Here is a 13,348-nt window from a genome sequence, read left to right as displayed (position 1 = left end):
GTGGCGGCCCGGCTGCCGCCGTGTCGCCGGGTCGCCGGGTCACGGTGCTGCCGTCTGCCGTCTGCCGTCTGCCTGTGGCCTGCTGCCTGTGGCCTGCTGCCGCAGGATCCTTTCGTGTGCCCAGCGGCGGGTCCCTGGCAGTGACCCGCACGCCGTACTGACGCCAGGGGTGCTGGGGGGCGGACCGTTCGGCAGACGGCGTGCACGGGCCCGGCCGGGCAGAGAGCGGTCCCCCGAGTCTGCCGCGGCGTACTCCGGCCTCCGTACCGGCCTTGAGTGGCCTTATCGAGCAGTTGTGACGTCACTTGTCGATGGTCTTGGGAGGCACCCCGTTCCACGGGCGAGTGGTGTGGATGAGTTTGGGAGGCGCCAGGTCTCTTGCCAGGGCTGTGGGTGGCCAGTTCGATCTCCCTGCCCTCGACGAACAGGGTCCCCCTCATCGGGGTGGACCCCGATGTCCACGGTTCTTGTGGTGGCGCCGTCGGCCAAGAGGCCGGCTTGGGTTTGGATGCTCTGCCACGCGGCGGACGGTCGCTCGGACGTTCTTCAGCGGCCGTCGCACGGGTCGTCGTCCGCAGACACCGGCTTGGTGTCGGCCACCAGGCAGGAGGAGTACACCCGCGGCGGCGTGGGCCGCGGCTTCGGTTCCGACGTGGCGCCCACGGCAATGGTCGCCACGGCAGCGACGAAGGTTAGCCCTGCCATCACGGCGAGCCAGGTACCGCGGCTCACTGATCACCACGGAAGTGGTTACGGAGATCGTCACGGCAATCGGCCTCGGTGCCGACCTGGACTTGTGAAAAGGCCAGCACTCCGTCTCCCTTGCCTTCCTGCTTGGCCTTGGCCAGCTGCGTCTCGATGTCCGCGATGCGTTCGGCGCACTCGGCACTGACGGACTTCTCGGGCTGCGGGTCTGGTGCCGAGGAGGCGTTCAGTTTGGCGGTGGCGGCGAGGCAAGCCGCGCACAGCACCGCCCACGCGGCAACCCACGCGCGGCGGCTCATCCGTATCGGCTTAGGCATCCAGGCATCCTACGAGCGCTGCGGCGGGCTGTCGCCGTTCACGGCTTCCTCGTCGACGAGACCGCCGACGGAGCCAGCTGGCATCGCCGAGGAGGGCGACGGTGTCCGACCGATCGCGTGTCAGAGGAAATCCTGAGCCGCGGCGACGGCCGCAGGGCCGAGCCGGCGTGGTGGCCTGCCACGGCACTGCCGTCATTTCTCTTCGACATTCACGAGCCAGCTGATCGACAACTCGACAACTGACTCCGGAACCGGTCGACAATCGCTGTTCCTCGAGATGCACGAAGCCACTTCAGCCTCCGGCCTCCGCATAGGCCCTCCCGTCGTGGCGCCTCACCACCGGATCCGGGCTCAGGGCGCTCTCGGAGCTGTGAGGGCTACCCGTCCCTCAAGGGAGCCGAGACGCTCAGGGCCCCCGGGAGACGCAGCCGGATCTGCGCGGGGCACCGAGGATGTGGCCGATCCGGGCGGCGGGCGCGGGGCGGGCGCCGGGTCTCCGTCGCCCGAGCGAGACCTCCGGATCCACCGCCGTCGGGTGCTGGTTCCGCGGGGCGACGACCCCCGGTGCCGAAGGTCCCGAAACGGACAGGCTTCCGGCCCACCGCCGGTGACAAGGCGCACAGGCTCTTGGAAGCCAACTACGCGCCTTAGGAGAAGAGGGGGTGACCGGCGCAGGGACCTTGGACCTGCCCCCGGGGAGACTTTCGGCGTCTGGGGCGATAAGTCGTCGTTTCTGGCCCATGTCCCGTAAGGGCGGCTCTGGAGCAGGGGTTAAACCCGTACGGCCGAAATTCGCCGCAAGATCATCATCGGTCGCCGGTCCGGGTGGCGTCCCGAATTCCCGCCCCCTCGACTACGGCTTTTGATCGTAGATGGGCGGTTTGGGCGTTGCTGGGGGTGCGGGTTACCAAGGTGGAGCAAGCCCGGTCGAGCATCGGGTCCCAGTCACCCCGGAGGTTCCCCCGTATGTCGAAGCGCGTTACGTTCCAGCACTCCCGCCGCCCGTCCATGTCCCGCGTCAGTGGCGCCGTCGTGGCCGCCGGCCTGGGTGCGTCGATGGTGTTCGGTGCGGGCGCGGCGTTCGCGTCCGGCACGACGGACACCGCGGCCCGCGCCGGCGCGGCCGCCGCCGACTCCGTCGCCCTGCAGGCGACCGCCCAGGGCAAGGCCGCCGAGAAGGCGAAGGCGGACAAGGCCGAGAAGGCGGAGGCCAAGAAGAAGGCGGCCGCCAAGAAGAAGGCCGCGGCCAAGAAGAAGGCCGCCTCGTGGGAGGCCCCGGTCAACCACTACGAGCTGAGCGCCACCTACGGCACCGGCGGCGACCGCTGGGCCAGCAAGCACTCGGGTCAGGACTTCGCGGTCCCGATCGGCACCAAGGTCGAGGCCGCGCACACCGGCCGCGTCGTCAAGGCCGGCCCGAACGGCGGCGGCGACGGTCCCGCGTACGGCAACGCCATCGTGATCAAGCACGCCAACGGCAAGTACTCGCAGTACGCGCACCTGTCCAAGATCGACGTCAAGATCGGCGACCGCGTGAAGACGGGCGACAAGATAGCCCTCTCCGGCAACACCGGAAACTCCAGCGGCCCGCACCTGCACTTCGAGATCCGGAACTCGCCCAACTACGGTTCCGCGCTCGACCCGGTGTCGTACCTGAAGTCCGTGCACGTCCACATCTGACGCGCACCCCGTAGTCGCCGAGTCAGGCGGTGGGTCCCGGGTCATGGGCCTTGGTCACCAGTTCGAAGGCGACCTCGAGAGCAGCCTCGCGCTTCTCCTCGGGGTCGCCTTCGGCGTCTCTGAGGGCGAGCATTCCGGCGTGCATCGCGAAGAGCGCGGTGAAGCAGCGCACCTGGTCGGTCAGCGGGGCGTCTGGGTCCTTGATCAGGTCCACCAGGGCGACGACCCTGCTCTTCATGGTGTGGCCGATGCTCAGCTCGCGCACCGTCGCCTGGTTCTCCTGCATGAAGACGAAGAGCGGCGCGGCGGCCCTCAGGGCCTCGCTGTAGCGGACCAGGATCTCCTTCTTGGTCTCCAGGGTCCGCGGCTGCTCCTTGCCCCACTCCAGGATCTCCTCGACCGGCCGGTTCAGGTCGTCGAAAATGCTGGTGAGGATGTCTTCCTTGGTCTTGAAGTGGTAGTACAGCGCCGCCTTGGTGACCTGTAGCTGCTCGGCGATCTCGCGGAGCGAGGTCTTCTCGTACCCCTGCTCGGCGAAGAGTTCCAGGGCGACGTCCTGAATGCGCTGGCGGGTGTTGCCCCGGCGCTGCTGCGGCGTGCTGCCCATGCGACTCTCCAAAGAACTTACTTGACGCCCGGCTAGTTACGGGTCTACTTTCCTCAGTGTAGCCAACTAGCCGGGCGGCAAGTAAGTGCCGGGTCGGTGGCAGACCAGGCGTTCAGGGGATCAGGGGAGCACGGCATGACGGAACTGAAGAAGGCGGCGGCCACGTCGGCCGGGCCACAGGGGCGCAGCGTCAGGGTGGTGGTTCTCGCCCTGATGATCACGATGCTGCTGGCCATGCTCGACAACCTCATCGTCGGCACCGCCATGCCGACGATCGTCGGCGATCTGGGCGGCATGGAGCACCTGTCCTGGGTGGTGACGGCGTACACCCTCGCCACGGCGGCCTCCACCCCCATCTGGGGCAAGCTCGGTGACCTCTACGGACGCAAGGGCATCTTCCTCACGTCCATCGTCATCTTCCTGATCGGCTCGGTGCTGAGCGGACTGGCCCAGGACATGGGCCAGCTGATCGGTTTCCGCGCGATCCAGGGCCTCGGCGCGGGCGGCCTGATGGTCGGCGTCATGGCGATCCTCGGCGACCTGGTGCCCCCGCGGGAGCGGGGCAAGTACCAGGGCATGATGGCCGGCGTCATGGCCGTCGCCATGATCGGCGGACCGCTCGTCGGCGGAGCGATCACGGACCACCTGGGCTGGCGCTGGAGCTTCTACATCAATCTCCCGCTGGGCGCGGTCGCGCTCGCCATGGTCACCGCGGTGCTGCACCTGCCCGTCAAGGAGCGGTCGACGGCAAAGGTCGACTACCTGGGCGCCGCGCTCCTCACCGTGGGCATCACCGCGATCGTGCTGGTGACCACCTGGGGCGGTACGGAGTACGCCTGGGACTCGGCCGTGATCATGGAGCTCATCGCGCTCGGAGTGGCCTCGCTCGTCGGCTTCCTCTTCGTCGAGACGAGGGCGGCCGAACCGATCATGCCGCTGCACATCTTCCGCAACCTCAACTTCACGCTCATGTCGGTGATCGGCTTCATGGCCGGCTTCGTGATGTTCGGAGCGGTGCTCTTCCTCCCGCTGTACCAGCAGTCCGTCCAGGGGGCGACCGCGACCAACTCCGGCCTGCTGCTCCTGCCGATGCTGCTCTCGATGATGATCGTCTCGCTCGTCGCGGGGCGGATCACCACGAGTACCGGCAAGTACAAGATCTTCCCGATCCTGGGCAGCGTCCTGATGGTCGCGGGCCTGTTCCTGCTGGCCACCATGGACACGGGCACCACACGCTTCACCTCAGGCGTCTACATGGCGGTGCTGGGCGCGGGCATGGGCTTCCTGATGCAGATCACGATGCTCGTCGCCCAGAACAGCGTCGAGCTCAAGGACATGGGCGTCGCCTCGTCCGCGACCACCCTCTTCCGCACGCTGGGCAGCTCCTTCGGCGTCGCGATCATGGGTGCGCTGTTCACCGGGCGGGTGCGGGACGAGATGGGGGCGCACGGAGGCGGGGGAGCGATGGAGCAGTCCGCGCAGCTGGACGCCGCGAGCCTGGCGAAGCTGCCCGACGCCGCACGTGAGGCGTACGAGTACGCAGTGGCCTCGGGGACGCACATCGCCTTCCTGGTGGGCGGCTCCGTCGCGGTGGTGGCCCTGGTGGCGGCGTTGTTCGTCAAGGAGGTCCCGCTGCGTGGCACGGTGAAGCCGACCGCGTCGTCGGACGGAGACGGCGACGGCACGGCGCCCGCCCTGGCCGCGGCCAAGGGGGCACAGGCCGTCTGAACCGCCACCGGCGCGGGTGGGCCCCGGAGACGGCACGACGTCGCCGGGGCCCACCCCTTTCTTCCCTCAGTCCGTTCCCGCCTGCCGCAGGACGGGGAAGCTGCCGGTGTTCGTCGGCGCGTGTTCGGGCAGCCACAGCACGGCGACCGCCCCGCCCGTGCCGCCGCCGGAGTCGCCGGCGGGGCCCGCGTTGCGGAACGTCAGCCTGGCCCCCAGGACCCGTGCCTGCCCCGCGGCGATGGTCAGCCCCAGACCGTGACCGCGACCGGACCGGTCGCTGCTCCCCGTACGGAAGCGGCTCGGCCCCTCGCGAAGCAGTGCCTCGGGGAAACCGGGCCCGTGATCGCGGACCCGCACCACCCGGCCCTCGACCGTGACCTCGACCGGTCCGGCCCCGTGCTTGGCGGCGTTGCCCAGCAGATTGCCCAGGACGCGTTCCAGCCGCCGCGGGTCGGAGGAGACCCAGGACTCGTGCACCACCCGCACCGTGATCTCGGGGTCCAGCAGCCGGATCCGCCGGCTCACGAACTCGCCGAGCTGCAGCTCCTGCAGCTCGGCCCGCTCCGAGGCGCTGTCCAGCCGCGCCACCTCCAGGACGTCCTCGACGAGCGTCCGCATCGCCTGGGCCCGGTCCCTCACGAGCTCCGTGGGCCGCCCGGGCGGCAGCAGCTCGGCTGCGGTGAGCAGCCCGGTCACCGGGGTGCGCAGTTCGTGGGCGATGTCCGCGGTGACCCGGCGTTCCGCCTCGATGCGCTCGTTCAGCGCGTCGGTGAGCGCGTCCACGGCCCGGGCGAGCTCATCGGTCTCGTCCCGTACGACTCCGCCGACGGCCTCCCGAACGCGTACCTCCGTGTTGCCCTGGGCGACCTTGCCGGCCGCCGCCGCCGCCTTGCGCAGTCTCCTGGACAGCTGGCCGCCGATCAGGACGCCCAGGGCGCAGCCGCCGACGACGACCGAGACCGAGCCGATGACCAGGGCCCGGTCGAGGTCGCCCATGATCGTGGTGCTGCGGTCGGCGAAGCGGGTGTGCAGGGACAGGACGTCGCCGTTGGCGAGCGGGACGGCCGCCCAGACGTCCGGCACCCCGTCCGGGTTCTCGTCGACGTGGGTGGCGCGCCGGTTCTCGCGGGTCTGTTCGCGCAGGCTCGCCGGCAGCGACGGGTCGTTGATCTTGGCGCCGAACTTCGGCGACGGTTTCTGCGTGTTCGTCGCCTCGTACAGCCGCTGGGCGAACAGCAGCCGCTCCAACTGCACCTCACGCGCGTTCTCCAGCATCGAGACGCGGGCCGCGTTGTGGACGACGAGGCTCAGCGCGAGGGCGATGAGCGCGCCGACGGCGGCGATCGCGATGCTGATCTTCCAGCGGACACCGGTCCGCAGCGCCAGCCGCCTCATGCGCGCAGCTTGTAGCCGAAGCCGCGGACCGTCTCGATCCGGTCCTGCCCGATCTTGGTGCGCAGCCGCTGCACATGGACGTCGACGACGCGGGTGTCCCCGCCCCAGCCGTAGTCCCAGACCCGCTCCAGGAGCCTGTCCCGGGAGAGCACCGTGCCGGGGGCCGAGGAGAATTCGAGCAGCAGCCGCATCTCCGTCGGTGTCAGACCCACGTGCGCGCCGGCCCGGCTCACCTCCATGCCCTCGGTGTCGATCTCCACGTCGCCGAAGACCAGCACCCCGCTCGTCACGTCCGGCTCCCCGACGGCCCCGGCGGGAGGTCCACCCGCACCCGCCGCGTGGCCGAAGCGCCTCAGCACGGCGCGGATGCGGGCGACGAGCACCGCACCGTCGAACGGCTTGGTGACGTAGTCGTCGGCCCCGGCCTCCAGGCCGAGGACCACGTCGATCGCGTCGGCCCGCGCCGACAGCATGATCACGGGAACGGTCGACTCGTCGCGGATGCGCCGGCAGAGGCTGACCCCGTCCAGGCCCGGCACCATGACGTCCAGCAGCGCGATGTCCGGACGGTCCGTCCGGAACGCCTCCAGGCCCAGCAGGCCGTCGGGCACCGCGGTGACGGTGAAGCCCACCCGCTCCAGGGCGAGCTGGGTGGCCTCGCGGATGACGTCGTCGTCCTCGACGAAGAGGACATGGGTCTCGGCCATGCGAGCGGCTCTCAGTTCTGCGTCGTCTGGGGTGCGGGGAGGGCGCCCTCCCCGCTGCCGACGGCCCGGTTGAAGACGTTGTGCACCCGGTCGGTCTCGGAGAACCGGCCGGCGGTCCAGTGGTAGGTCACGACGTCCTCGCCCGAGGGGTACGCGACCGAGTCCTTCGACCCGTACACCTGCGTCGTCACCACCAGATCACCGCGGTCGATGGTGCCGTAGACCGCGGGCACCTCCGAGGCGAAGACGTTCCCGTACGAACCGTCGGAGCGCCGCTGGTAGACGTACGTGCCGACGCCGACCGAGTCACCGCAGGTCATCACGTTGACCACGACATCGGTGGCCGAGCCGTCGGTGACCGTCCCGTAGGAGGTGTCGACCGGGTACTCGTCACCGGCGCAGGGCTTCAGGTCCTCCTTCAGCTGCCGGCTCACCTCGGGGTCGCCCTTGAGGAGCGTCACCGCGTCGACCCGTGGGACGGGCTTCGCCGTCCCGGTGGCGACAGCGTTCGACGGCGTCGACCCGGCGACCTGCTGCGTGCTCGCCGGGCCCTCGTCCCGCGTGCCCGTGCCACCCGCGGCACAGCCGGTGCAGAGCAGCATGAAGGCGGCGAGCCCGGCCGCCGCCGTGCCACCCGCCGCCAGGCCGGCCCCGAGTCCCCCGAGGCCGGTCGTGCCCCCTCCACTGCCCTTCAGGCCGCGCACCGCTCCTGCCCCCGCTCGTCATGACGCCTGTTCCGCTGCGAAGGTATCCGCGCGAGTGTCTCCTCGGCCTCACGGCTCCGGGCCGCACGGTCCTCCAGCTCCTGGCGCAGTCGTGCCAGGGCGCGGTGCAGCGTGCTCTTCACCGTACCGGCGGACATGCCGAGCGCCGCGGCCGTCTCCTCCGTGCTCATCTGCTCCCAGTGTCGCAGCACGACGACGCTGCGCTGCTTCGGAGCCAGGACCCCGAGAACGTCGATGAGGAGGGCGCGGTCGGCGCGCTGTTCGGCGCCGTCGTCGACGCTCGCGTCGGGGAGTTGCTCGGTGGGCACCTCGTCGAGCTTGCGGGCCCGCCACCACTCCGTACGCGTGTTGATCATGACGCGACGCAGATAGGCGTCGGCGAGGGACTTGTCGGCGATGCCGTCCCAGCGGCCGAGGGTGCGCACGAGAGCGGTCTGCAGCAGGTCCTGCGCGTCCACGGGATCGGGCACGAGGCGACGTGCGCTGCGCAACAGCGCGTCCTGCCGGGTCCGTACGTACTCCTCGAATCCGAGCACCTCGCCCTGCGCCATCACAACCGCCTCCGCCGTGGTTCCCCGTATACCGCCGTCGGCCGGGTGGACCCCTTCCGACGTCCGGTGACGTTACGGAGGCGTTGTCACGAGGGTGTGCGGAGCAGCCGTACGCGAACGCACGGCTGTCCATCGGTTGTGTAACAGCCGTGGACAGCCGTGCGCCGGGGTCTGGGTCACGTCATGGGCAGCCGGTACCGGCCGTTCGCCAGGGGTTCGACCAGGCCGTCGGCGACGAGCCCGTCCAGGGCGCGCGCCCGCTGCACGGGCTCCTCCCACACCGAGTCCAGCGCGGACTGCGGCACCGGCGTGACCGCGTCACGCAGCACCGCGAGCAGCCGGCCCCGCACCTGCCGGTCCGTACCGGCGTAGGTCTGGCCGCGGCGCGGCGGTCCCTGGTGGGCGGGCTTCCCGGCCAGCCGCCAGGCGCACTGTCCGGCGATCGGGCAGCGCGTGCAGTCCTCGTTCTTCGCGGTGCACACGAGAGCGCCGAGTTCCATCGTGGCCGCCGCCCAACTGGCGGCGCGCCCCTCCTCCTCGGGGAGCAGGGCACGGGCGAGCTTGCGCTCGGCCGCGGTGGTCGCGTTCGGCGGGTACTGGATACCGGTGGCGGCCCTGGCGAACACCCTGCGGACGTTCGTGTCCAGCACCGCGTGGCGCTGCCCGTATGCGAACGAGGCCACGGCCGCGGCCGTGTACTCCCCGATCCCTGGCAGCGCGAGCAACTGCCCGTGCTCACTCGGTACGTCGCCGCCATGACGTTCCGTTATCGCCTGCGCCGCCCCGTGCAGCCGCAGCGCGCGCCTGGGGTAGCCGAGCCGGCCCCAGGTACGGACGGCTTCGCCCGGTGCGTCGGCGGCCAGGTCGGCCGGGCGCGGCCAGCGGGCCATCCACTGCTCGTAGACCGGAAGCACGCGGTTCACCGGGGTCTGCTGGAGCATGAACTCGCTCACCATCACACCCCAGGCGCCCGCTTCGGGGCGGCGCCAGGGCAGGTCGCGGGCGTGCTGCTCGAACCACCCGATGACGGGTGTATGGAGGGAAGCGGGGATCGTCTGTGTCGCAGTCGTTGCAGTCATCGCCCGACGATCCTGGCACGAAAGGCGGGATGTCGGGCACGGCTCCAGGTGTGTCGGTCCGGGCAAGGGCTCTATGAGTGATAAAGCCACCCGTTCTGTCCCTTCGTGCGGCGCGGACGCACCCTATCCGGTGCAAAACGGACGGAATTGCCAGGAGTGGCCCGTCGCATGATGATGATCCGGAAAACTTGTCGATCAGAGCGGCGGTTGTGGGCCGGAGTTGGGCAGGAACTCTCGTACAGTTCGGTCCGTGGGTTCTATGCGCAATCCGGTCGGTCCGCTTCCCTCCAGCATCTACTGGCGTCGGAGAGCGGTAGCGGTTCTCGTGATCGCGCTGCTCGCGGCGCTGGTCGCGTGGGCCGTCACCTCGGGTGGCGGCAGCGGCGGCGGGCACGACGACGGCAAGCCGGGGGACTCCGATCCCGCGCCGTCCATCACTCCCGGGCCCTCGAGCTCCGGCCCGGACCTCGGCCAACCGCCGGGCGGGCGCGACGAGTCGGAGGGCTCCGGCACGGACGGGGGCTCCGGCGAGGACGCCGGGGGTACCGGAGCCGGCGGCTCGTCAGGGTCGGCCGGGTCGGACGCCGGGGGAGCGGGCGGCTCCGCGTCAGCGGGTACGAGCGCGGGCACCACCGGCGGAAGCACGGGCGGCCAGCAGGTGCCGGCGGGCTCGTCGCTCCCCGACTGCACTGCCGCCGTGCTGCGGTTGAGCCTGAAGACCGACAACAGTTACGGACCCGACGACAAGCCGACGTTCCGGCTGAGCGCCAGGAACACCTCGTCCGCGGACTGCAAGGCCGACTTCGGCCCGAAGAACGCGGTGCTCACGATCACCGAAGCGGGCGAGGACGACGAGAAGGTGTGGTCCACCAAGGACTGCCCGAAGGCCGGAGCCCTCTTCCTGAGGATCCCGGCGGGAGCGACGGTCGTCCATACCGTGAAGTGGGACCGCAAGGGGAGCGCACCCGGGTGCGCGACCCCGCCCGTCCGGTCCGCGGCCCCGGGGACGTACCTGCTGGAGGCCGAGGTGCCGGGCGAGAGCGTCCAGCGCGCCTCGTTCGTGCTGGCCAAGGACTGACGGCTGCGGGGCACCGCCCTGCGGCGGGCCCGCATCCGCCGCCCGGAGGCGGCGCGACCGGCGGTGGCCCGTCAGAGGGCAGCCCTCAGACGTACCTCTCCAGGATCGACGACTCCGCCAGCCGCGAGAGTCCCTCCCGCACGCTCCGGGCCCGTGCCTCCCCGACCCCGTCCACGGCCTGGAGGTCGTCGACGCTCGCGGCGAGCAGCTTCTGCAGGCCGCCGAAGTGCTCCACCAGCCGCTCGATGATCGTCCCGGGCAGTCGCGGTACCTTCGCGAGCAGCCGGTAACCCCTCGGGGAAACCGCCGAGTCCAGCGTCTCCGGCGAACCGCTGTAACCCAGTGCCCGTGCCACGACGGGAAGTTCGAGCAGTTCGGTGTGGGTGAGCGTGTCGAGCTCGGCCAGCGCCTCCGCGACCGTACGGGACCGCTTCGCGGTCGGCTCGGGCACGTAGTCGCGGACGACCAGCTCCCGCTCGGGCTCCACACCGGCGATCAGCTCGTCCAGCTGGAGCGCCAGGAGTCGTCCGTCGGTGCCCAGCTCCACCACGTACTCGGCGATCTCGGTCGCGATCCGGCGCACCATCTCCAGCCGCTGCGAGACGGCCGTCACGTCCCGGACCGTCACCAGGTCCTCGATCTCCAGCGCGGAGAGGGTCCCTGCGACCTCGTCCAGCCTGAGCTTGTAGCGCTCCAGGGTGGCCAGCGCCTGATTGGCGCGTGACAGGATCGCGGAGGACTCCTCCAGGACCCGGCGCTCGCCGTCCACGTACACCGCGATCAGGCGCATCGACTGGGAGACCGACACCACCGGGAAGCCGCACGCCTTGGAGACCCGGTCCGCCGTGCGGTGACGGGTTCCCGTCTCCTCGGTGGGGATGGAGGCGTCCGGGACCAACTGGACGCCGGCCCGAAGGATCTTGGTCATCTCCTTGTCGAGGATCATCGCGCCGTCGAGCTTGCACAGTTCGCGCAGGCGCGTCGCGGCGAACTCGACGTCGAGCACGAATCCGCCGGTACACATGGATTCGACGGTCTTGTCCATGCCGAGGACGATCAGTCCGCCGGTGTTGCCGCGGAGAATGCGCTCCAGGCCGTCACGGAGGGCCGTTCCGGGCGCGACCGCGCTCAACGAGGCACGCATCAGCGCCTCGTTGCCCGTGCCTTGGCCGGACTTTCCGGGCGATGCTGCCCGGTCGTTGGCTGCCACTGCACTCCTCCGGTCACAGGTCGGCGGTGCCCTCGCGTCCCTCGTACCGTTCGTACGGGCGGGCGAGACCAGGGCAAAGTCTACCGGCGCGCGCCGTCGTCCTGTGGTCCGTCCGGCCGAGACCGGCGGGGGAGGACTCTCAGGGCATCACCCATGTCGGCCACCTCCGTGACCTTCATGCCTGCCGGGACCTGCCCCGGGTCCCTCGGGACCAGGGCGTGCTTGAACCCGAGACGGTACGCCTCCGCCAGCCTGCGCTGGACCCCCGTCACCCTTCTGACCTCTCCGGCGAGGCCCACCTCACCGATCGCGACCAGGTTCTTCGGCAGCGGTGTGTCACTGGCCGCACTGGCCAGCGCGAGGGCGATCGCGAGGTCCGCGGCCGGTTCGGTGAGCTTCACGCCGCCCACCGTCGCGCTGTAGATGTCCCGCTTGCCGAGCGCGCTGATCCGGCCCCGCTGTTCCAGGACGGCCAGCATCATCGAGACCCGGGAGGTCTCCAGGCCCGAGGTCGTGCGCCTGGGCGAGGGGATCTGTGAGTCGACCGTCAGGGCCTGGACCTCGGCGACGAGGGGGCGCTTGCCTTCCAGGGTGACCGTCAGGCAGGTGCCGGGGACGGGCTCGTCACGGCGGGTGAGGAAGAGGCCGGAGGGATCGGCGAGGCCGGTGATGCCCTCGTCGTGCAGCTCGAAGCAGCCGACCTCGTCCGTGGCGCCGTACCTGTTCTTGACGCCTCGTACGAGGCGGAGGCGCGCGTGCCGGTCGCCCTCGAAGGACAGCACCACGTCGACCAGGTGCTCCAGGAGCCGCGGTCCCGCGATGGCGCCGTCCTTGGTCACATGGCCCACCAGGAGCGTCGACATGCCGCGCTCCTTGGAGGCCCTGATGAGCGCCCCCGCGACCTCGCGGACCTGTGCCATGCCGCCGGGTGCGCCGTCGATCTCCGGGGAGGCGACCGTCTGCACCGAGTCGAGGACGAGGAGGGACGGCTTGACCGCGTCCAGATGCCCCAGGACGGCGGAGAGGTCGGTCTCGGCGGCCAGGTACAGGTGGTCGTTGATCGCCCGGATCCGGTCGGCCCGCATCCGCACCTGGCTGGCGGACTCCTCGGCCGTGACGTAGAGGGTGCGGTGGTCGTCGCTCGCGGCCTTGGCGGCCACGTCCAGCAGCAGCGTCGACTTGCCCACGCCCGGCTCGCCCGCGAACAGCACGACCGCCCCCGGCACGAGCCCTCCGCCGAGCACCCGGTCCAGCTCGCCGACCCCGGTGGAGCGCGCGGTCGCCTGCCGGCTGTCGACCTGGCCGATCGGCAGGGCGGCGGTGGAGACCCGGCCGGCGGCCGTCGTACGGATCGCGGGGGCGCCGCCGAACTCCTCGACCGTCCCCCATGCCTGGCACTCCGGGCAGCGGCCCAGCCATTTGGCGGTCGTCCAGCCGCATTCGGTGCAGCGGTAGGACGGCCTGTCCTTCGTGGATTTCGTACGGGCAGCCATGGCGTCACCGTATAGGTGAGGTCTGACAGCCCGGTCGCGGGCACGGGGGCCGAACATGTGCCCGATGCGGTAA

13 protein-coding genes are annotated in these 13,348 nt (G+C 70.7%); 3 read left to right on the top strand and 10 right to left on the bottom strand.

What is annotated here, in order from left to right:
- Positions 1–546: 546 nt before the first annotated feature.
- Both JOC24_RS04485 and JOC24_RS04480 read right to left on the bottom strand, forming a co-directional pair.
- Entirely contained in the window at positions 547–732 is a 186-nt protein-coding gene (locus JOC24_RS04485; RefSeq protein ID WP_205018795.1) for a hypothetical protein, read from the bottom strand.
- The gene (locus JOC24_RS04480; RefSeq protein WP_205018794.1) at positions 729–1,022 is read right to left on the bottom strand and encodes a hypothetical protein; all 294 of its coding nucleotides are present in this window, start codon (positions 1,020–1,022) and stop codon (positions 729–731) included. Before JOC24_RS04480 ends, JOC24_RS04485 begins: the two co-directional genes overlap by 4 nt.
- A gap of 966 nt (positions 1,023–1,988) precedes the next feature.
- Here JOC24_RS04480 and JOC24_RS04475 point away from each other — a divergent pair.
- The gene (locus tag JOC24_RS04475; RefSeq protein WP_205018793.1) at positions 1,989–2,702 is read left to right on the top strand and encodes a M23 family metallopeptidase; all 714 of its coding nucleotides are present in this window, start codon (positions 1,989–1,991) and stop codon (positions 2,700–2,702) included.
- A gap of 22 nt (positions 2,703–2,724) precedes the next feature.
- On the opposite strand, the gene JOC24_RS04470 is transcribed toward JOC24_RS04475, so the two are convergent.
- Positions 2,725–3,309 (bottom strand): TetR/AcrR family transcriptional regulator, encoded by a 585-nt coding sequence (locus JOC24_RS04470; RefSeq protein WP_205018792.1) that lies wholly within the window; start codon positions 3,307–3,309, stop codon positions 2,725–2,727.
- Positions 3,310–3,444: 135 nt separating this feature from the next.
- Between JOC24_RS04470 and JOC24_RS04465 the strand changes: the two genes are divergently transcribed.
- Positions 3,445–5,037, top strand: coding sequence for an MDR family MFS transporter (locus JOC24_RS04465; protein ID WP_205018791.1), 1,593 nt, complete (start codon positions 3,445–3,447; stop codon positions 5,035–5,037).
- Between the two features lie 66 nt (positions 5,038–5,103).
- Here the strand turns inward: JOC24_RS04465 and cseC are convergent, their stop codons facing one another.
- From cseC to JOC24_RS04440, 5 genes are all read right to left on the bottom strand, one after another.
- Complete coding sequence (gene cseC, locus JOC24_RS04460) at positions 5,104–6,432, bottom strand: two-component system sensor histidine kinase CseC (protein ID WP_205018790.1); 1,329 nt, start codon at positions 6,430–6,432, stop codon at positions 5,104–5,106.
- Positions 6,429–7,139 (bottom strand): two-component system response regulator CseB, encoded by a 711-nt coding sequence (gene cseB, locus JOC24_RS04455; protein WP_205018789.1) that lies wholly within the window; start codon positions 7,137–7,139, stop codon positions 6,429–6,431. The genes cseC and cseB overlap by 4 nt, the downstream gene beginning before the upstream one ends.
- 11 nt (positions 7,140–7,150) lie before the next feature.
- Complete coding sequence (locus JOC24_RS04450; protein WP_374104473.1) at positions 7,151–7,843, bottom strand: hypothetical protein; 693 nt, start codon at positions 7,841–7,843, stop codon at positions 7,151–7,153.
- On the bottom strand, positions 7,831–8,415 hold the full coding sequence (locus tag JOC24_RS04445) for a SigE family RNA polymerase sigma factor (RefSeq protein ID WP_205018788.1): 585 nt from the start codon (positions 8,413–8,415) through the stop codon (positions 7,831–7,833). Before JOC24_RS04445 ends, JOC24_RS04450 begins: the two co-directional genes overlap by 13 nt.
- A gap of 176 nt (positions 8,416–8,591) precedes the next feature.
- A complete protein-coding gene (locus JOC24_RS04440; protein ID WP_205018787.1) occupies positions 8,592–9,494 on the bottom strand; it encodes an A/G-specific adenine glycosylase in 903 nt (300 codons plus the stop codon).
- Between the two features lie 259 nt (positions 9,495–9,753).
- On the opposite strand from JOC24_RS04440, the gene JOC24_RS04435 reads away from it, so the two are divergent.
- Complete coding sequence (locus JOC24_RS04435; protein WP_205019312.1) at positions 9,754–10,572, top strand: hypothetical protein; 819 nt, start codon at positions 9,754–9,756, stop codon at positions 10,570–10,572.
- An 85-nt stretch (positions 10,573–10,657) separates the two neighbouring features.
- Here the strand turns inward: JOC24_RS04435 and disA are convergent, their stop codons facing one another.
- Positions 10,658–11,782, bottom strand: coding sequence for a DNA integrity scanning diadenylate cyclase DisA (gene disA / locus JOC24_RS04430; RefSeq protein WP_205018786.1), 1,125 nt, complete (start codon positions 11,780–11,782; stop codon positions 10,658–10,660).
- Positions 11,783–11,862: 80 nt separating this feature from the next.
- A complete protein-coding gene (radA, locus tag JOC24_RS04425; protein WP_205018785.1) occupies positions 11,863–13,275 on the bottom strand; it encodes a DNA repair protein RadA in 1,413 nt (470 codons plus the stop codon).
- Between the last annotated feature and the right edge of the window lie 73 nt (positions 13,276–13,348).

The sequence above is a fragment of the Streptomyces sp. HB132 genome (genome assembly GCF_016909575.1).
Taxonomy (GTDB): Bacteria; Actinomycetota; Actinomycetes; order Streptomycetales; family Streptomycetaceae; genus Streptomyces.
This window is presented reverse-complemented; position numbering and strand designations above follow the sequence as displayed.